The following is an 18,817-nucleotide window of genomic DNA, read 5'->3' as shown; positions in this document are numbered from 1 at the left end:
GTCATTAATGAAAACATTAGTTCTTTTCTCTACGCGAGACGGACAAACGCGCGAGATTGCCGCTTATCTGGCTTCTGAATTAAAAGAGCTGGGCATTTACGCGGATGTAGTGAACCTGAACCGTGCGGAACACATCGCGTGGCAGGAGTACGATCGTGTGGTGATTGGGGCGTCTATTCGTTACGGGCATTTCCATCCCGCGCTGGATCGTTTTGTGAAGAAACATAAGGACGTGCTCAATAAGCTGCCCAGTGCCTTCTACTCGGTCAATCTGGTTGCCCGTAAAGCAGAAAAGCGCACGCCGCAAACGAACAGCTATACGCGCAAGTTTTTACTTAATTCTCCGTGGCAGCCAACACTTTGCGCGGTCTTTGCCGGGGCGCTGCGCTATCCGCGCTACCGTTGGTACGACCGCTTTATGATCCGCTTGATTATGAAGATGACGGGCGGTGAAACCGATACGCATAAAGAAGTGGTGTACACCGACTGGTCGCAGGTTGCCAGTTTTGCGCGGGAAATCGCGCATATAACGGGCGATTCGCGACTTAAATAAGCGTTAAGTTTGAAAAGTGAGCGAACGAAAAGTTTTTTGTATTTTGTGCTTGTCACTTCAGAATAACTCCCTATAATGCGCCTCCACTGACACGGAACAACGGCACACACGCCGCCGGGTCAGCAGAGAAAAGCGAAAATAAACGCTTGACTCTGAAGCGGGAAAGCGTAATATGCACACCCCGCGCCGCTGCGAAAAGCGAAGCGGCACTGCTCTTTAACAATTTATCAGACAATCTGTGTGGGCACTCAAAGTGACATGGATTCTTAATGTCTTCGGACAATAAATGAATACCAAGTCTCTGAGTGAACATACGTAATTCATTACGAAGTTTAATTCACGAGCATCAAACTTAAATTGAAGAGTTTGATCATGGCTCAGATTGAACGCTGGCGGCAGGCCTAACACATGCAAGTCGAGCGGTAACACAGGGAGCTTGCTCCCGGGTGACGAGCGGCGGACGGGTGAGTAATGTCTGGGAAACTGCCTGATGGAGGGGGATAACTACTGGAAACGGTAGCTAATACCGCATAACGTCGCAAGACCAAAGAGGGGGACCTTCGGGCCTCTTGCCATCAGATGTGCCCAGATGGGATTAGCTAGTAGGTGGGGTAACGGCTCACCTAGGCGACGATCCCTAGCTGGTCTGAGAGGATGACCAGCCACACTGGAACTGAGACACGGTCCAGACTCCTACGGGAGGCAGCAGTGGGGAATATTGCACAATGGGCGCAAGCCTGATGCAGCCATGCCGCGTGTATGAAGAAGGCCTTCGGGTTGTAAAGTACTTTCAGCGGGGAGGAAGGTGTTGAGGTTAATAACCTCAGCAATTGACGTTACCCGCAGAAGAAGCACCGGCTAACTCCGTGCCAGCAGCCGCGGTAATACGGAGGGTGCAAGCGTTAATCGGAATTACTGGGCGTAAAGCGCACGCAGGCGGTCTGTCAAGTCGGATGTGAAATCCCCGGGCTCAACCTGGGAACTGCATTCGAAACTGGCAGGCTAGAGTCTTGTAGAGGGGGGTAGAATTCCAGGTGTAGCGGTGAAATGCGTAGAGATCTGGAGGAATACCGGTGGCGAAGGCGGCCCCCTGGACAAAGACTGACGCTCAGGTGCGAAAGCGTGGGGAGCAAACAGGATTAGATACCCTGGTAGTCCACGCCGTAAACGATGTCGACTTGGAGGTTGTGCCCTTGAGGCGTGGCTTCCGGAGCTAACGCGTTAAGTCGACCGCCTGGGGAGTACGGCCGCAAGGTTAAAACTCAAATGAATTGACGGGGGCCCGCACAAGCGGTGGAGCATGTGGTTTAATTCGATGCAACGCGAAGAACCTTACCTACTCTTGACATCCAGAGAACTTTCCAGAGATGGATTGGTGCCTTCGGGAACTCTGAGACAGGTGCTGCATGGCTGTCGTCAGCTCGTGTTGTGAAATGTTGGGTTAAGTCCCGCAACGAGCGCAACCCTTATCCTTTGTTGCCAGCGGTCCGGCCGGGAACTCAAAGGAGACTGCCAGTGATAAACTGGAGGAAGGTGGGGATGACGTCAAGTCATCATGGCCCTTACGAGTAGGGCTACACACGTGCTACAATGGCGCATACAAAGAGAAGCGACCTCGCGAGAGCAAGCGGACCTCATAAAGTGCGTCGTAGTCCGGATTGGAGTCTGCAACTCGACTCCATGAAGTCGGAATCGCTAGTAATCGTAGATCAGAATGCTACGGTGAATACGTTCCCGGGCCTTGTACACACCGCCCGTCACACCATGGGAGTGGGTTGCAAAAGAAGTAGGTAGCTTAACCTTCGGGAGGGCGCTTACCACTTTGTGATTCATGACTGGGGTGAAGTCGTAACAAGGTAACCGTAGGGGAACCTGCGGTTGGATCACCTCCTTACCTTAAAGAACCTGCCTTTGTAGTGTCCACACAGATTGTCTGATGAAAATAGCAGTAAAAATCTCTGCAGGCTTGTAGCTCAGGTGGTTAGAGCGCACCCCTGATAAGGGTGAGGTCGGTGGTTCAAGTCCACTCAGGCCTACCAAATGCTTCCTGATACCGCGTTGCGGAACAACTCGCATACTTCAGTATGCTTCGTTATTCCACGCCTTGTCTCAGAAAGCATTACCGGTACAGAGATTAGTGTATACGATGGGGTTATAGCTCAGCTGGGAGAGCGCCTGCCTTGCACGCAGGAGGTCTGCGGTTCGATCCCGCATAGCTCCACCATCCTTTTACTGCGAACACAAGAAAACTTCAGAGTGAACCTGAAAAGGTGCACTGCGAAGTTTTGCTCTTTAAAAATCTGGATCAAGCTGAAAATTGAAACGACACACAGTTAATGTGTGTTCGAGTCTCTCAAATTTTCGCAAGTCGATGATGAATCGAAAGAAACATCTTCGGGTTGTGAGGTTAAGCGACTAAGCGTACACGGTGGATGCCCTGGCAGTCAGAGGCGATGAAGGACGTGCTAATCTGCGAAAAGCGCCGGCGAGGTGATATGAACCTTTGACCCGGCGATGTCCGAATGGGGAAACCCAGTGTGTTCCGACACACTATCGTTAACTGAATACATAGGTTAACGAGGCGAACCGGGGGAACTGAAACATCTAAGTACCCCGAGGAAAAGAAATCAACCGAGATTCCCCCAGTAGCGGCGAGCGAACGGGGAGCAGCCCAGAGTCTGAATCAGCTTGTGTGTTAGTGGAAGCGTCTGGAAAGTCGCACGGTACAGGGTGATAGTCCCGTACACGAAAGCACACTTGCTGTGAACTCGAAGAGTAGGGCGGGACACGTGGTATCCTGTCTGAATATGGGGGGACCATCCTCCAAGGCTAAATACTCCTGACTGACCGATAGTGAACCAGTACCGTGAGGGAAAGGCGAAAAGAACCCCGGCGAGGGGAGTGAAAAAGAACCTGAAACCGTGTACGTACAAGCAGTGGGAGCCTCTTTTATGGGGTGACTGCGTACCTTTTGTATAATGGGTCAGCGACTTATATTCTGTAGCAAGGTTAACCGTATAGGGGAGCCGAAGGGAAACCGAGTCTTAACTGGGCGTTAAGTTGCAGGGTATAGACCCGAAACCCGGTGATCTAGCCATGGGCAGGTTGAAGGTTGGGTAACACTAACTGGAGGACCGAACCGACTAATGTTGAAAAATTAGCGGATGACTTGTGGCTGGGGGTGAAAGGCCAATCAAACCGGGAGATAGCTGGTTCTCCCCGAAAGCTATTTAGGTAGCGCCTCGTGAATTCATCTTCGGGGGTAGAGCACTGTTTCGGCTAGGGGGCCATCCCGGCTTACCAACCCGATGCAAACTACGAATACCGAAGAATGTTATCACGGGAGACACACGGCGGGTGCTAACGTCCGTCGTGAAGAGGGAAACAACCCAGACCGCCAGCTAAGGTCCCAAAGTCATGGTTAAGTGGGAAACGATGTGGGAAGGCACAGACAGCCAGGATGTTGGCTTAGAAGCAGCCATCATTTAAAGAAAGCGTAATAGCTCACTGGTCGAGTCGGCCTGCGCGGAAGATGTAACGGGGCTAAACCATGCACCGAAGCTGCGGCAGCGACGCGTATGCGTTGTTGGGTAGGGGAGCGTTCTGTAAGCCGTTGAAGGTGGCCTGTGAGGGTTGCTGGAGGTATCAGAAGTGCGAATGCTGACATAAGTAACGATAATGCGGGTGAAAAGCCCGCACGCCGGAAGACCAAGGGTTCCTGTCCAACGTTAATCGGGGCAGGGTGAGTCGACCCCTAAGGCGAGGCCGAAAGGCGTAGTCGATGGGAAACAGGTTAATATTCCTGTACTTGGTGTTACTGCGAAGGGGGGACGGAGAAGGCTATGTTAGCCGGGCGACGGTTGTCCCGGTTTAAGCATGTAGGCGGGAGTTTTAGGTAAATCCGGAACTCTATTAACGCTGAGGTGTGATGACGAGGCACTACGGTGCTGAAGTAACAAATGCCCTGCTTCCAGGAAAAGCCTCTAAGCATCAGGTAACATCAAATCGTACCCCAAACCGACACAGGTGGTCAGGTAGAGAATACCAAGGCGCTTGAGAGAACTCGGGTGAAGGAACTAGGCAAAATGGTGCCGTAACTTCGGGAGAAGGCACGCTGATATGTAGGTGAAGCCCCTGCGGGTGGAGCTGAAATCAGTCGAAGATACCAGCTGGCTGCAACTGTTTATTAAAAACACAGCACTGTGCAAACACGAAAGTGGACGTATACGGTGTGACGCCTGCCCGGTGCCGGAAGGTTAATTGATGGGGTTAGCGGCAACGCGAAGCTCTTGATCGAAGCCCCGGTAAACGGCGGCCGTAACTATAACGGTCCTAAGGTAGCGAAATTCCTTGTCGGGTAAGTTCCGACCTGCACGAATGGCGTAATGATGGCCAGGCTGTCTCCACCCGAGACTCAGTGAAATTGAACTCGCTGTGAAGATGCAGTGTACCCGCGGCAAGACGGAAAGACCCCGTGAACCTTTACTATAGCTTGACACTGAACACTGGTCCTTGATGTGTAGGATAGGTGGGAGGCTTTGAAGCGTGGACGCCAGTCTGCGTGGAGCCGACCTTGAAATACCACCCTTTAATGGCTGGTGTTCTAACGTAGACCCGTTACCCGGGTTGCGGACAGTGTCTGGTGGGTAGTTTGACTGGGGCGGTCTCCTCCCAAAGAGTAACGGAGGAGCACGAAGGTTAGCTAATCCTGGTCGGACATCAGGAGGTTAGTGCAATGGCATAAGCTAGCTTGACTGCGAGAGTGACGGCTCGAGCAGGTGCGAAAGCAGGTCATAGTGATCCGGTGGTTCTGAATGGAAGGGCCATCGCTCAACGGATAAAAGGTACTCCGGGGATAACAGGCTGATACCGCCCAAGAGTTCATATCGACGGCGGTGTTTGGCACCTCGATGTCGGCTCATCACATCCTGGGGCTGAAGTAGGTCCCAAGGGTATGGCTGTTCGCCATTTAAAGTGGTACGCGAGCTGGGTTTAGAACGTCGTGAGACAGTTCGGTCCCTATCTGCCGTGGGCGCTGGAGAATTGAGGGGGGCTGCTCCTAGTACGAGAGGACCGGAGTGGACGCATCACTGGTGTTCGGGTTGTCATGCCAATGGCATTGCCCGGTAGCTAAATGCGGAAGAGATAAGTGCTGAAAGCATCTAAGCACGAAACTTGCCCCGAGATGAGTTCTCCCTGACCCTTTAAGGGTCCTGAAGGAACGTTGAAGACTACGACGTTGATAGGTCGGGTGTGTAAGCGCAGCGATGCGTTGAGCTAACCGATACTAATGAACCGTGAGGCTTAACCTTACAACGCCGAAGGTGTTTTGGCGAAGAGACACGATATTTTCAGCTTTGATACAGATTTAACAGAATTTGCCTGGCGGCTTTAGCGCGGTGGTCCCACCTGACCCCATGCCGAACTCAGAAGTGAAACGCCGTAGCGCCGATGGTAGTGTGGGGTCTCCCCATGTGAGAGTAGGGAACTGCCAGGCATCAATTAAGTAGAGAGGCCATCCGCAAGGATGGCCTTTTTGCGTTTTTGTACACCCCTCGTTTCTATAAACAAATCACCTATCCCCCCGTATATACGGTAAACTATCCGCGTTTTTGCATCAGGATAGCGTCTATGAACCACTCCCTTAAGCCCTGGAATACCTTTGGCATTCAACGTAATGCTAAACAAATTGTACGTGCCGATAATGCTCAGCAGTTGCTGAATGCATGGCAAAACGCGACTGAAAACGGTGAACCTGTACTGATTCTGGGCGAAGGAAGTAATGTCCTGTTTCTCGATGATTTTGCGGGGACCGTGATCGTCAACCGCATCATGGGAATCGACGTTAAAGAGAGCGCAGTGAGTTGGCATCTGCACGTGGGGGCCGGAGAAAACTGGCACCATCTGGTGCAATTTACCCTCGAAAAAGGGATGCCCGGCCTGGAAAATCTTGCATTGATCCCAGGCTGCGCTGGATCGTCACCTATTCAAAATATCGGTGCCTACGGCATCGAACTAAAACACGTCTGTGAATATGTTGACTGCATTGAACTGGCAACGGGAAATGCGCAACGTTTAACCGCAGAACAGTGCCGCTTTGGCTATCGTGACAGTATCTTCAAACATGACTACCAGGATCGTTTCGTCATTGTGGCCGTTGGTCTGCGTCTGGCGAAGCAGTGGAACCCGGTCCTTACCTACGGCGATCTCACCCGTCTCGATCCGGCCACCGTCACCCCGCGCGACGTGTTTGAATCAGTTTGCCATATGCGAATGACAAAACTCCCGGATCCTAAAGTGAACGGAAATGCGGGCAGTTTCTTCAAAAATCCGGTCATCAGCAGCGAAAACGCGAAAACGTTCCTCACCGGCTGGCCAACGGCCCCGCATTATCCTCAGACGGATGGTAGCGTAAAGCTGGCTGCAGGTTGGCTTATCGACCAGTGCGAATTAAAAGGCACCACGATGGGCGGTGCTGCTGTTCATCGCCAGCAGGCGCTGGTGCTGATCAATCAAAACAATGCGACCAGCGACGATGTTGTGAAGCTGGCGCACCATGTCCGCCAGCGTGTGGGTGATAAATTTAACGTCTGGCTGGAGCCTGAAGTTCGCTTCATTGGCCGTACGGGTGAAGTCAACGCCGTGGAGACTATCGCATGAAGGACAACACGATCCCTTTAACCCTGATTAGCATCCTTGCGGACGGTGAGTTTCATTCTGGCGAGCAGCTAGGTGAGCAGTTGGGCATGAGCCGTGCTGCCATTAATAAACATATCCAGACGCTCCGCGACTGGGGCGTTGATGTGTTCACGGTTCCCGGAAAAGGCTACAGCCTGCCGGAGCCTATTCAATTGCTGAATGAAGAAACGATCCGTAGCCAGATTGGACACGGCAATGTTGCGGTGCTGCCCGTGATTGACTCTACGAACCAGTACCTGCTGGATCGCCTGCCTGAACTGAAATCCGGCGATGCCTGCGTTGCTGAATATCAACAGGCCGGTCGCGGCCGTCGTGGACGCAAGTGGTTCTCGCCGTTTGGTGCGAATCTCTACCTGTCCATGTACTGGCGACTCGATCAGGGCCCGGCTGCGGCGGTTGGGCTAAGCCTGGTCATCGGGATTGTGATGGCGGAAGTCCTGCACGATCTGGGCGCGGATAAGGTGCGGGTAAAATGGCCTAACGATCTCTATCTGAACGATCGAAAACTGGCGGGTATTCTGGTTGAGCTGACGGGAAAGACCGGCGATGCCGCGCAGATCGTCATTGGTGCCGGGTTAAACATGGTGATGCGTAATGTACAGAACGATGTGGTGAACCAGGCCTGGACTAACCTGCAGGAAGCGGGTATCACTATCGACCGCAATATCCTGGCCGCGCGAATGATTAAAGAGTTGCGAAGCTCACTCAGGCTCTTTGAACAAGACGGGCTGGCATCGTTCCTGTCTCGCTGGGAAAAGCTGGATAACTTTATCAACCGCCCGGTGAAACTGCTGATTGGGGATAAAGAAATCTACGGCATTTCTCGCGGAATTGATGCGCAGGGGGCGCTGCTCCTGGAACAGGATGGCGCGATCAAACCCTGGATGGGCGGGGAAATCTCCTTACGCAGCGCTGAATAACCGGATTGTATTAATGATGCGAAAATCCGCATGCGCCACGCTGGCTGTCATGATGAGTTTGCTGTTCACGCCTTTCTCTCAGGCAGGCCAGGCCTGGGAGAGTTACAAAGCGCGCTTCTTTAAGCCGGATGGGCGAATCGTCGATACCGGCAACGGTGACGTTTCCCATACCGAAGGCCAGGGTTTTGCCATGCTGATGGCGGTGGCAAACGATGATAAAGCGACCTTTGATAAACTCTGGCACTGGACCAACAGTACGCTGAAGAATAAAGAGAACGGTCTTTTTTACTGGCGTTATAACCCCGCTCAGGCAGACCCGATTGCCGACAAAAACAATGCCTCCGATGGCGATGTGCTCATTGCCTGGGCTCTGTTAAAAGCGAACGCGCGCTGGCATGACAAAGGCTACAGCACGGCATCGGATGCCATTACCAAAGCGCTGCTTGCCCATAACGTTATCCGCTATGCGGGTTACCGCGTGATGTTGCCCGGCTCACAAGGGTTTAAGCTGGACAATAACGTTGTGCTTAATCCTTCCTACTTCGTGTTTCCTGCCTGGCAGGCATTTGCTGACCGCAGCCATTTGCAAATATGGCGTCAGCTCGCGCAGGACGGACAGCGGCTGCTGAAGAAAATGGGGTCGGGTAAAGCCAATCTGCCAACCGATTGGGTCTCTCTGGACACGAAAGGGACGCTGGCCCCTGCAAACGCCTGGCCACCCCGCATGAGTTATGACGCTATCCGCATTCCGCTGTACATCAGCTGGTCCAACGCGAAAAGCCCCTTGCTCACCCCGTGGCGCGCCTGGTTCGGTCAGTTTCCGCGTGAACAAACACCCGCGTGGGTTAACGTCACGACGAATGAATACGCCCCCTACATGATGGCAGGCGGTCTGCTGGCAGTGCGTGATTTAACGATGGGGCAGACGGTCGGCGAGCCCGACATCACTGCAAATGATGATTACTATTCGGCAAGCCTGAAAATGCTGGTCTGGATCTCAGAACAATAAGGCCCGCTCCCCGCTGGGGAGAGGGCCAGGCCTTTTACTGCGGATACGGTACCCAGTCGCCGCCGTTCAGGCGAACATACGGTTTGTTCTGGTACTGGATCACTACCGCATTGGCGTTCTCCGATACCTCTGCCGTTTGTGGCAGACCGCTGGTGAGCTGATCCCAGTTCACGCTATCTTCAACAAACAGCTTACCGTCTACCGCGCGGGCAACGAGTTCTGAAATCGCCAGATAACTGCTTGGCTGAGTGATTTCGATTGGCGCACCCTGATGCGGGGCCTTCATCCCGAAGAATTTAATCCCGGCAGGGACGTTGGTAATCGACGGGCTTGGAATATCACGCAGGCCGGATACCTGCATCCTGTCGCCTTTCAGCGCGCCGCCGTGTTCAGGTACCACAACGACCATCACTTTACGGCCTGATTTTTCCAGCTCGGTAAAGAATGCGTCCAGTTCATCAAAGAACTTCTGCGCACGAACTTTGTAATCTGCCGTTTTGCTCACGCCCGGGAAGTGGTTACCATCGTGAAGCGGCAGGGTGTTAAAGAATGTTGCACTACGCGAACCCTCTTCTTTGCTGACGGTCTGCAACCAGCGCTGTAGCACGGCAGTATCGTCATAAACCGGAGAACCATCGAAGCCCAACAGAGTGACCGGCAGACCCGTTTGGTCCATCAGCGGTGCCTGCATACCCCCTTCTTCACGCACCTCTTTCAGGAAGTTACCAAACTGACCGTTATGACCCAGCATCAGGTGCTGCGTAAAGCCCAGTTTGGACAGGTTATCAAACAGGTAACACTGGTTACCGGCTGGCTGATAGAGGTTCTTATGCGAAGGTTGACCGCAGCTTGCACGTAACAGGCGAATCGCTGCCGGGCCGCTGTAAGAGGTCGCAGAGTTGAAATCTTTAAACTGAATATCGAAATGCGCCCACAGCGGATGCGACATTAATCCGGCTGCATCCACATCCGCCCAGGAGAGAGAACAGATGTTGATCACCAGCAGTTCAAATGGCTGGGCGTCGGCAGGGAGCGCATCCGGGAATTTGGTCTGACGCTTATCTTCAGCGGTATAGAAACTGGAGAGCCACGCGTTCAGATTGGTGGAGGTGGGTGGGGCGGTTTGTGCAGGAATATCGCCAACCACCGGCGTATCGCCTGCCGTCGTGACGGTTGCTGCCGCCGTGCCACCGGTGGTGGTGACCGTTGTGGTCGGTTGACCGGCTGGCCACAGGGAGAAACTCGGCCCTGCCAGCGTCAGCACGTTTAACCAGACCATAATCGCGACGACAAACACCGTCACGCGGATCCACTGTGCCAGGAACAGCCAGGCGACCAGCAGCACAAACACCGCGCCAATCATCTGCCAGTTAATAAAGCGCTCAACCAGATCAAGCATATAGTCGGTACTGAAGCCCGCAACCTGCGAGCCCTGGCTCATAATGCTTTCCGGACCCGGTAGCCAGGTGTCATGCCAGAAGAGCGCGAACCCAATGGGGATAGCGACCCAGTGACGCAAACGATGCAGCCTGATATTGGGAATAGGCATCAGCAGGAATGCCATAAACACCAGGTTAAGCAGAGGGTGGAAATTAAGATAGCCTGCCCAGAGCAGGCCAAACTTCACCAGAAAGTAGAAATTCCAGCCGGAAAGTCCGCGCCAGTATTGCCAGAGCGGCGAGGGCGCCGACGTGGTATAGGTAGAATTAGTCATGTTTTCGGTCTGCCTTGACGTTCGGAGCGCGTGTCAGTGTTCCGGCTGGTTTAAGGTAGCGGGGTTTTAGAAACATCAATCTGGCCGTATCGCGAATACGACGCAGAGAATGGCGCGCATAGTAGCCCAGCGGGAAAAAAATCAGCGCACACAGTACGACCAGTTGAATGATATCGCTGAGATTCATGATGATGCGCTCTCCTCGCCCTCAGGTAATAAACGTCGTGGTTCGGGTATCCGCCGCCAGACATGCCCGTCATGCTTCGCATTCAGGATCGGTTTGACATCGTTTGCCATAGGTAAAGGTTTCGCCCATTGTTCAGGCGTCAGGGCGCGCATTTGCACCAGTTCAGCACTAATCAAATTATCTTCAAACCAAATCATGCGGTTAGAGAAAATATCGCCAGTCGGAAGAGGGAAGATATGGTTGAGCGCGGTGTCGAGATCGTTTACCCGGCAGAAGGATAAAAACAGCACCAGACGGTTATCGCCAATCGTCATGATGTCTCCGACGCGGTTAGGGCGACATAGCGTGAGCGCCTGCTCAACGCGAATACCCGGCACCGGACGCAGGGCAACCATGACCCCTTTTCCGTCTGCTGGCAGCAGCGTATTACTCATCATGTTGCCGACGGCATCACAGAAGGTATCCCACTTTTGAAAACCGCGCAGTTTCATCGGCTGTGTCATTGAGAGCAAGGTGCCGATATCTTCCGGAACATGGCGGTTAAACTGCTGCCCCTGTATGCTCTCAATAAGTGTCAGGCAGCGGGACAGCGGCGCATTCCACGGTATGACCATATTTGCGCCGCAACCCAGCAGCAGCCGTTCGTCAGTGGCACGCAGGCTGGTATTATTTTCACGCACCACGATTTTTAACGCACTGCCGCGTTGACGGCGTAATGTGTGAATGTGTCTCGCCAGCGTTTCGATTTGGTTATTCTGCATGAGAGAAAAAACAATCGTAGCGGCCTGCGTCGTACGGGCTTCATTAAATAACGCTTCGTTAGTTTCAAACAGTGACCAATTTTCAGAAAGCGCAGGCGCACCTTCTAATACCGCAATGTGGCTCAGGATGCGTTTTTCGTCGCTGCGTGGCTGAACCACGGTTTCTTCTTGTCGGGCGAGATGCCACTCTCCCTCGATATGTTTAAGGGTGAGCTGTTGACGAGCGCTAACCCCTTTTTCATTGCACCAGAACGCAATATCGTAAAGATAGCTATCCGTCTGGTCATGGATACTTGCCAGACCGAAAAGAGAACGATATTCGCCCATTAACAGTGAAAAAAGCTTATCGTTATTACTGCCGGGGTTAACAACCAATAGTGTGCAGTTTTGATTTTTTGCCCAATTATTGATTCTGTTCAGCCAGCGAAGCAGTTTTTCTGAGGGGATATTTTGCAGCGCGTTATTCGAACATTTTAGAATCAGTAAATAGTGATCCGGATCAATCGAGCACTGAATATCGCGGGGCAAAAAGTATAGACTATCCGCCTCCGAAGACATAGAAAATAATCGTACGGTCTGTGGCCCACGGTCGTTTTCGAGCCTGATGATATTTTTAGGTTCTTCGCCCATCGTAATGACAGCCACGCGGGAATCCTTATCCTGTGCGGCGATCGTCTGGTTTACCAGACTTATGGCATCTTCGTTGCGATCCGTATTAATCCACCAGACTCCTCCGACTGGCATGTGGCGCAATTCGTCCCATAATGACTGGATGCCAATAGAAAATATGGAGTCCACGGTATCCCTCTTTTCGTCGAATTTATCTGTATCTCAGTTTACTAGCGAAAGCGTAGAAATAAACCTAACATTGAAATTAAAGAGCATCAGATTTAGCATGTAAATGAAATTTCGTGGGCAGGATGCCGACAACATCTGATCGTGTGATTTTACGCTAAGGGATGAATTAATCATGCATAATAACGAATCCGGAACGCCTGTAGACTCAAGCCTGGGTTACACATTTCAAAACGATTTTCTGGCGCTGACGCAGGCTTTCTCTTTGCCCGAAATAGATTACACCGATATTTCCCAGCGGGAACAGTTGGCCGCGGCTATTAAACGCTGGCCGTTATTAGCTGAATTTGCCCAACAACAATAAGGGAGCCATTGATGGCCATACTAGGATTACAGGGCGTCCGTGGTGGTGTAGGTACAACATCCATTACCGCGGCGCTGGCGTGGTCATTACAGCTGTTAGGCGAATCGGTGCTGGTTATTGATGCCTGCTCCGATAATTTGCTGCGCATGTCATTTAACGTCGACTTTACGCATACAAAGGGTTGGGCCCGCGCGCTGCTCGATGATAAAGACTGGCGTGACGCGGGTATGCGCTACACCTCCCAGCTTGATTTACTTCCTTATGGTCAATTGACTGAAGCTGAGCGTGAGAATGAAGCCGCGTATCAGCGTCTGCTTTCGCAATTTACGACCGCGTTGAAGAGCCTGGAGGAAAAAGGGCAGTATCAGTGGATATTGCTGGATCTGCCGCACGGTGCCGCCACGCTCACTCGCCAGCTTCTTGCGCAATGCGACCATGTTCTCTCTATCGTGAATGTGGATGCGAATTGCCATATTCGTCTGCACCAGCAGCCGCTGCCGACGAATGCCCATCTGCTGATTAACGATCTTCGCATCAACAGCCAGATCCAGGACGATCTCTACCAGGTTTGGCTGCAAAGCCAGCGTCGCCTGCTGCCGATTGTTATTCATCGCGATGAGGGAATGGCGGAATGCCTCGCCTCCAAGCAGCCGCTCGGTGAATATCGGGGCGATTCGCTGGCAGCCGAAGAGATCCTGACGCTGGCGAACTGGTGCTTATTGCACTTCGCGAAAAGACCGGAATCAGCCGGGAGTACGGTATGAGTCGCCTGTCTAACGGGTTACTTATCCCGCCGGTCAGTTCGCGTTTAAGCGAGCGCTATCGGCACTACCGTCGACATGGCGCGTCGTCGCTGAGTGCCACGCTCGGTTGCTTCTGGTTAATCCTGGCCTGGATATTTATTCCACTCGAACACCCCCGCTGGCAGGGTATTCGTGCGCGTCACAGTGAACTCTATCCGCACATTAACCCCGACCGTCCAAGGCCTCTCGATCCTGCACGCTATGCGATTCAGGCCGTCTGGCTGGCAGCGATGTCGGCCAGAGTGGAAAAATCCACGCCGCGCTGGCGTAGCTTCGATCGCGTGCAGAACTTACGTGAACGCTATCACCAGTGGCTGGACAGGCTTCCCGACCGCGTCGGCGACAAAACCAGTCATCTGGATAATCATAAAGAGCTCGGGCACCTGCACCCGGGCTTCAGGCGTTTTATCCTCGGCGTCATTGTGGTGTTCTCGCTCATTCTGGCACTGGTCTGTATTACGCAGCCGTTCAACCCGCTCGCACAGTTCACCTTCCTGATCCTGCTCTGGGGCGTGGCGCTGCTGGTGCGGCGCATTCCGGGACGCTTCTCCGCCCTGATGCTGATCGTGCTGTCACTGACGGTTTCCTGCCGCTATATCTGGTGGCGTTATACATCAACGCTGAACTGGGATGACCCGGTCAGCCTGGTGTGCGGTCTGATTCTGCTGTTTGCTGAAACTTACGCGTGGATTGTGCTGGTCCTGGGCTATTTCCAGGTTATCTGGCCGTTGAACCGCCAGCCGGTTCCGCTGCCAAAAGACACCACTCAGTGGCCGTCGGTCGATCTCTTTGTACCGACTTACAACGAAGACCTGACGGTGGTGAAAAACACCATTTATGCCGCATTAGGTATCGACTGGCCGAAAGATAAGCTCAAAATCTGGATCCTGGATGACGGTGGCCGCGCCGAGTTTCGCCAGTTTGCAGAGGAGGTCGGCGTGGAGTACATCGCCCGTACCACTCATGAACACGCGAAGGCCGGTAACATTAACAACGCCCTGAAGTATGCCACCGGGGAGTTCGTCTCCATCTTTGACTGCGACCACGTGCCAACGCGCTCGTTCCTGCAGATGACGATGGGCTGGTTCCTGAAAGAGAAAGAGCTGGCGATGATGCAGACGCCACACCACTTCTTCTCACCGGATCCGTTTGAACGCAACCTCGGTCGTTTCCGTAAAACCCCGAACGAAGGCACGCTGTTCTATGGCCTGGTGCAGGACGGAAACGATATGTGGGACGCCACCTTCTTCTGCGGCTCCTGTGCCGTTATCCGCCGCAAACCGCTGGATGAGATTGGCGGTATTGCCGTTGAGACGGTGACGGAAGATGCCCACACCTCGCTGCGTTTACACCGCCTTGGCTATACCTCCGCGTACATGCGCATTCCACAAGCGGCAGGGTTGGCGACAGAATCGCTGTCGGCGCATATCGGCCAGCGTATTCGCTGGGCGCGTGGCATGGTGCAAATTTTCCGCCTCGATAACCCATTGATGGGTAAAGGGCTGAAGCTGGCGCAGCGCCTGTGCTACGTCAACGCCATGTTCCACTTCTTATCCGGTATCCCGCGGCTGATCTTCCTCACCGCGCCGCTGGCATTCCTGCTTCTTCATGCCTACATCATTTACGCCCCGGCGCTGATGATTGCGCTGTTTGTTCTGCCGCACATGATCCACGCGAGCCTGACGAACTCGAAGATCCAGGGGAAATATCGCCATTCGTTCTGGAGTGAAATCTACGAAACCGTGCTGGCCTGGTACATTGCCCCGCCAACCATGGTGGCGCTGATAAACCCGCACAAAGGCAAGTTCAACGTCACCGCGAAAGGTGGGCTGGTGGAAGAGGAGTATGTCGATTGGGTGATCTCCCGTCCGTATATCTTCCTGGTCCTGCTTAACATCGTCGGCGTCATCGTAGGCATCTGGCGTTACTTCTACGGCCCGGAAAACGAGGTCCTGACGGTATTCGTGAGTATGGCGTGGGTGTTCTACAACCTGATTATCCTCGGTGGTGCGGTAGCCGTATCGGTCGAGAGCAAACAGGTACGTCGTGCGCACCGCGTCGAGATCAGCATGCCGGCAGCAATAGCCCGCGAAGATGGTCACCTCTTCTCCTGTACCGTGCACGACTTCTCTGACGGTGGTTTGGGCATCAAAATCAACGGTCAGGCGAAAGTGCTGGAAGGGCAAAAGGTCAATCTGCTGCTCAAGCGTGGTCAGCAAGAGTATGTCTTCCCTACGCAGGTTGCGCGTGTGGCAGGTGATGAAGTGGGTCTGAAGCTGATGCCGCTGACCAAAAAGCAACATATTGATTTTGTGCAGTGTACGTTTGCCCGCGCGGATACGTGGGCTCTCTGGCAGGACAGCTTCCCGGAAGATAAACCTCTGGAAAGCCTGCTGGATATTCTGAAGCTGGGGTTCCGTGGCTATCGTCACCTTGCAGAATTTGCCCCGTCGTCGGTGAAATTAATTTTCCGGTCACTTACTTCACTGGTTTCCTGGGTCGTGTCGTTCATTCCGCGTCGACCTGAGCGAGATGAAGCGAAGCAGGCAGACCCGGTTATGGCTCAACAATGATGATAACGCGATGAAAACAAAACTTTCCTGGTTATGTGCAGTGGCAATGGGGATGAGTGCGCTCCCTACAACAATGGCTAACGCAGCGCCTGATAACGCAGCGGCCACACCTGCCCCTACGGTTCCGGTGGTCGCGCAAGCGACCGATCCTGTTGTCACGGCAGCACCGGGGCAAACGGAAAACGTGGTCCCGAATAAGCCGACGGCGGGAAATACCTTATCTGCCGACAGCCAGGTCGTTGGGCAGGTGATGCCAGGCGTACGTGGTGCCAGTGCGCCTGTCGTCGCCGAAAATGTGCCGTCGCGCGATGTGAAGCTGTCGTTCGCCCAGATTGCCCCGCCGCCGGGCAGCATGGTGCTGCGTGGCATCAATCCTAATGGCGGCGTTGAGTTTGGGATGCGTAGCGATGAAGTGGTATCGAATGCGGTGCTGAATCTGGAATACACGCCGTCACCGTCACTGCTGCCCGTTCAGTCTCAGCTCAAGGTCTACCTGAACGATGAACTGATGGACGTTTTGCCGGTTACCAAAGAGCAGCTGGGTAAGAAAACCCTGGCTCAGGTGCCAATCAACCCGCTGTTCATCACCGACTTCAACCGTGTCCGTCTGGAATTCGTCGGCCACTATCGCGATGTGTGTGAAAACCCGGCCAGCAACACGCTGTGGATGGATATTGGTCGTAACTCCTCGCTGCAGTTGACCTATCAGCCGCTGGCGTTGAAAAACGATCTCTCGGCCTTCCCGGTCCCGTTCTTCGACCCGCGTGACAATCGCCCGTTAAACCTGCCGATGGTCTTTGCCGGTGCGCCTGATGTGACGGAACAGCTTGCCGCCACCATCGTGGCTTCCTGGTTTGGCTCTCGCTCCGGCTGGCGCGGCCAGAGCTTCCCGGTCATGTACGACAAAATGCCGGACAAAAACGCCATTGTGTTTGCCACTAACGCCAAACGCCCGGCGTTCCTGCGTGAACACCCGGACGTGAAAGCGCCGACGATTGAAATGATCAACCACCCGGACAATCCGTATGTGAAGCTGCTGGTCGTCTTCGGGCGTGATGAGAAAGATCTGGTGCAGGCGGCAAAAGGCATTGCGCAAGGGAATGTTCTCTTCCGGGGAAACAGCGTTGTGGTGGACGAGGTGAAACCGCTGCTGCCGCGTAAGCCTTACGATGCCCCTCACTGGGTGCGTACCGTTCGCCCTATTAGCTTCGGCGAGCTGAAAACATACGAAGAGCAACTGCAGTCGACCGGCCTTGAGCCTTCTCCTGTCAGTTTGTCGATGAATCTGCCGCCCGATCTGTATCTGCTGCGCACCAACGGTATTGATATCAACCTGAACTACCGTTACACCGCGCCGTCGACCAAAGACAGCTCGCGGATGGATATCAGCCTGAACAACCAGTTCCTGCAATCATTCAGTCTGACGAGCAACCAGGAAACCAACCGCCTGATGCTCCGCCTGCCTGTGCTGCAGGGGCTGCTGGACGGTAAAACCGATGTATCCATCCCGGCGCTGAAGCTTGGCGCGATAAACCAGCTGCGTTTCGACTTCCAGTATATGAACCCGATGCCTGGCGGTTCGGTCGATAACTGCATCACCTTCCAGCCGGTACAGAACCATGTAGTGATTGGCGATGAGTCCACTATCGACTTCTCGAAGTATTATCACTTTATCGCGATGCCGGATCTGCGTGCGTTTGCCAACGCCAGCTTCCCGTTCAGCCGCATGGCCGATTTGTCTGAGTCGATTATTGTGATGCCGAAAGCGCCAAATGAGGGTCAGGTGTCGACGCTGCTGAATACGATGGGGACCGTTGGGTCGCAAACCGGTTTACCGGCCGTCAACGTCTCGCTCACCGACGATGGTAGCCAAATCCAGAACAAAGATGCCGATATCATGGTCATTGGCACCATTCCGGATAAGCTGAAGGATGATAAACGCGTCGATCTGCTGGTGCAGGCTGCCCAGTCGTGGGTTAACACGCCGCTGCGCCAGACCGAGTTCCCAAGCATTATGCCGGACAGCGGTGACCGCCAGGCCAGTGTTAAAACCAGCGTAAGCTCAACGGGCCCGATGGCGGCAATCGTGGGCTTCCAGTCACCGTACAACGACCAGCGCAGCGTGATCGCCCTGCTGGCAGACAGCCCTCGCGGGTATGAACTGTTAAATTCGGCCATGAACGACAGCGGTAAACGGGCCGCCATGTTTGGTTCTGTCTCCGTTATCCGTGAGGCGGGCGTCAATAGCCTGCGCGTCGGCGATGTCTATTATGTCGGTCATCTGCCGTGGTTCGAACGTCTGTGGTATGCCTTGTCCAATCATCCGGTCCTGCTGGCGATTCTGGCTGCAGTGAGTGTGATATTGCTGGCATGGGTGCTGTGGCGTCTGCTGCGTATCATCAGCCGTCGTCGTTTGAATCCGGATCATGAGTAAGCTGT

General features: G+C 53.7%; 11 protein-coding genes, 2 tRNA genes and 3 rRNA genes. 13 read left to right on the top strand and 3 right to left on the bottom strand.

All coding sequences use genetic code 11. From position 1 onward, the window contains the following. The first annotated feature begins 7 nt into the window (after positions 1–7). The 9 genes from hemG (at position 8) to ACOQH0_RS21995 (ending at position 9,181) form a co-directional block, all read left to right on the top strand. The gene (gene hemG, locus ACOQH0_RS22035) at positions 8–553 is read left to right on the top strand and encodes a menaquinone-dependent protoporphyrinogen IX dehydrogenase (RefSeq protein WP_211449852.1); all 546 of its coding nucleotides are present in this window, start codon (positions 8–10) and stop codon (positions 551–553) included. Between the two features lie 354 nt (positions 554–907). Beyond that, positions 908–2,447 (top strand): 16S ribosomal RNA (locus ACOQH0_RS22030). 68 nt (positions 2,448–2,515) lie between these two features. Beyond that, positions 2,516–2,592 (top strand) — tRNA-Ile (locus tag ACOQH0_RS22025). Positions 2,593–2,701: 109 nt separating this feature from the next. After that, positions 2,702–2,777 (top strand) — tRNA-Ala (locus tag ACOQH0_RS22020). Positions 2,778–2,958: 181 nt separating this feature from the next. After that, positions 2,959–5,865, top strand: a 23S ribosomal RNA gene (locus ACOQH0_RS22015). A gap of 69 nt (positions 5,866–5,934) precedes the next feature. Beyond that, a 5S ribosomal RNA gene (gene rrf / locus ACOQH0_RS22010) occupies positions 5,935–6,050 on the top strand. Together the 16S, 23S and 5S rRNA genes with 2 tRNA genes alongside form the textbook arrangement of a ribosomal RNA operon. 134 nt (positions 6,051–6,184) lie before the next feature. Continuing rightward, positions 6,185–7,213 carry a UDP-N-acetylmuramate dehydrogenase gene (murB, locus tag ACOQH0_RS22005; RefSeq protein WP_089599349.1) on the top strand — a complete coding sequence of 343 codons (1,029 nt, stop codon included), beginning with the start codon at positions 6,185–6,187 and terminating at the stop codon, positions 7,211–7,213. After that, positions 7,210–8,172, top strand: a complete 963-nt coding sequence (birA, locus tag ACOQH0_RS22000) for a bifunctional biotin--[acetyl-CoA-carboxylase] ligase/biotin operon repressor BirA (protein ID WP_348580074.1) — start codon at positions 7,210–7,212, stop codon at positions 8,170–8,172. Before murB ends, birA begins: the two co-directional genes overlap by 4 nt. 16 nt (positions 8,173–8,188) lie before the next feature. Beyond that, the gene (locus tag ACOQH0_RS21995) at positions 8,189–9,181 is read left to right on the top strand and encodes a glycosyl hydrolase family 8 (RefSeq protein ID WP_420984730.1); all 993 of its coding nucleotides are present in this window, start codon (positions 8,189–8,191) and stop codon (positions 9,179–9,181) included. 34 nt (positions 9,182–9,215) lie between these two features. Here ACOQH0_RS21995 and bcsG read toward each other — a convergent pair whose 3' ends face one another. Genes bcsG through bcsE form a run of 3 tightly spaced genes read right to left on the bottom strand, consistent with a single transcriptional unit; the run spans position 9,216 to position 12,641 of the window. Continuing rightward, on the bottom strand, positions 9,216–10,895 hold the full coding sequence (gene bcsG, locus ACOQH0_RS21990) for a cellulose biosynthesis protein BcsG (protein WP_148401353.1): 1,680 nt from the start codon (positions 10,893–10,895) through the stop codon (positions 9,216–9,218). Further along, positions 10,888–11,082 (bottom strand): cellulose biosynthesis protein BcsF, encoded by a 195-nt coding sequence (gene bcsF, locus ACOQH0_RS21985; RefSeq protein WP_089599348.1) that lies wholly within the window; start codon positions 11,080–11,082, stop codon positions 10,888–10,890. The genes bcsG and bcsF overlap by 8 nt, the downstream gene beginning before the upstream one ends. Further along, the gene (gene bcsE / locus ACOQH0_RS21980) at positions 11,079–12,641 is read right to left on the bottom strand and encodes a cellulose biosynthesis c-di-GMP-binding protein BcsE (protein ID WP_420984661.1); all 1,563 of its coding nucleotides are present in this window, start codon (positions 12,639–12,641) and stop codon (positions 11,079–11,081) included. The genes bcsF and bcsE overlap by 4 nt, the downstream gene beginning before the upstream one ends. 172 nt (positions 12,642–12,813) lie before the next feature. Here bcsE and bcsR point away from each other — a divergent pair, with 172 nt between their 5' ends. From bcsR to bcsB, 4 genes are read left to right on the top strand one after another with little or no spacing between them, the layout of a single operon-like run. After that, complete coding sequence (gene bcsR / locus ACOQH0_RS21975; RefSeq protein WP_010426045.1) at positions 12,814–13,002, top strand: cellulose biosynthesis protein BcsR; 189 nt, start codon at positions 12,814–12,816, stop codon at positions 13,000–13,002. 11 nt (positions 13,003–13,013) lie between these two features. Beyond that, complete coding sequence (gene bcsQ / locus ACOQH0_RS21970; protein ID WP_010426043.1) at positions 13,014–13,766, top strand: cellulose biosynthesis protein BcsQ; 753 nt, start codon at positions 13,014–13,016, stop codon at positions 13,764–13,766. After that, positions 13,763–16,378, top strand: coding sequence for a UDP-forming cellulose synthase catalytic subunit (bcsA, locus tag ACOQH0_RS21965; protein WP_420984662.1), 2,616 nt, complete (start codon positions 13,763–13,765; stop codon positions 16,376–16,378). The genes bcsQ and bcsA overlap by 4 nt, the downstream gene beginning before the upstream one ends. A gap of 10 nt (positions 16,379–16,388) precedes the next feature. After that, a complete protein-coding gene (gene bcsB, locus ACOQH0_RS21960) occupies positions 16,389–18,812 on the top strand; it encodes a cellulose biosynthesis cyclic di-GMP-binding regulatory protein BcsB (protein ID WP_421511194.1) in 2,424 nt (807 codons plus the stop codon). Positions 18,813–18,817: the final 5 nt, after the last annotated feature.

The organism is Enterobacter sp. JS8-1, from assembly GCF_049187015.1.
Taxonomy (GTDB): Bacteria; Pseudomonadota; Gammaproteobacteria; order Enterobacterales; family Enterobacteriaceae; genus Enterobacter; species Enterobacter mori.
Note: the sequence above shows the minus strand (reverse complement) of the source record. Positions and strands in the feature narration are given on the sequence as shown.

What these genes read in the sequence shown, in the direction of transcription:
- bcsB (WP_421511194.1), top strand. Translation starts at nt 16,389, where the DNA reads ATGAAAACAAAACTTTCCTGGTTATGTGCAGTGGCAATGGGGATGAGT.
- bcsQ (WP_010426043.1), top strand. Translation starts at nt 13,014, where the DNA reads ATGGCCATACTAGGATTACAGGGCGTCCGTGGTGGTGTAGGTACAACA.
- hemG (WP_211449852.1), top strand. Translation starts at nt 8, where the DNA reads ATGAAAACATTAGTTCTTTTCTCTACGCGAGACGGACAAACGCGCGAG.
- ACOQH0_RS21995 (WP_420984730.1), top strand. Translation starts at nt 8,189, where the DNA reads ATGCGAAAATCCGCATGCGCCACGCTGGCTGTCATGATGAGTTTGCTG.
- bcsG (WP_148401353.1), bottom strand. Translation starts at nt 10,895, where the DNA reads ATGACTAATTCTACCTATACCACGTCGGCGCCCTCGCCGCTCTGGCAA.
- bcsF (WP_089599348.1), bottom strand. Translation starts at nt 11,082, where the DNA reads ATGAATCTCAGCGATATCATTCAACTGGTCGTACTGTGTGCGCTGATT.
- bcsR (WP_010426045.1), top strand. Translation starts at nt 12,814, where the DNA reads ATGCATAATAACGAATCCGGAACGCCTGTAGACTCAAGCCTGGGTTAC.
- murB (WP_089599349.1), top strand. Translation starts at nt 6,185, where the DNA reads ATGAACCACTCCCTTAAGCCCTGGAATACCTTTGGCATTCAACGTAAT.
- bcsA (WP_420984662.1), top strand. Translation starts at nt 13,763, where the DNA reads ATGAGTCGCCTGTCTAACGGGTTACTTATCCCGCCGGTCAGTTCGCGT.
- birA (WP_348580074.1), top strand. Translation starts at nt 7,210, where the DNA reads ATGAAGGACAACACGATCCCTTTAACCCTGATTAGCATCCTTGCGGAC.